Source organism: Vibrio sp. S12_S33, from assembly GCF_963889785.1.
Taxonomy (GTDB): domain Bacteria; phylum Pseudomonadota; class Gammaproteobacteria; order Enterobacterales; family Vibrionaceae; genus Vibrio; species Vibrio aestuarianus.
Genome location: NZ_CAWPQZ010000261.1, coordinates 1 through 438, shown reverse-complemented (window position 1 = coordinate 438; position 438 = coordinate 1). Strand labels below are relative to the sequence as shown.

General features: G+C 41.8%; 1 protein-coding gene. It reads left to right on the top strand.

Annotated elements, in window-relative coordinates:
• Positions 1 to 390, top strand: a 390-nt coding sequence (locus tag AACW06_RS20085; protein ID WP_192076390.1) for a hypothetical protein, incomplete at its 5' end; no start/stop codon positions are given.
• Positions 391 to 438 lie beyond the last annotated feature (48 nt).

Genomic DNA, 438 nt, shown 5'->3' with positions numbered 1-438 from the left:
GGTCCAGTCAAGCTCGGTATGACAGAAACTGAAGTGAGCAATGTTATCGGAGCTCCTGATTGCATCTATGGCCATCGCCATCATTTTTTAGACGGTCTCATGGTAGATTTTGATAATGAAGGAAGAGTTGAGTTCATTGAAGCCGCTGCGTCTGAGTTGTTTTCAACGACATTGCTTGGCTTAGACGTACATAGGATATTAGCAACTAATGTACTCGAACGAATTCAGCTAGAAGGTAACTATGATCATTCTGATCCAGAGTTAGGCTATAGCTACGTATTTAAAGAGCTTCAGTTATCTTTCTGGCGTCCAACTCTTCCTGACTTAGAAGAAGGTGAAGGGTTGTACTTTCAATCGGTTGCAATTGCTTCCGAGGGTTACTTTGAGTAAACACATAACAAGCAATTTAAGAGGGATTCACAACGCTTGGCACTTTTG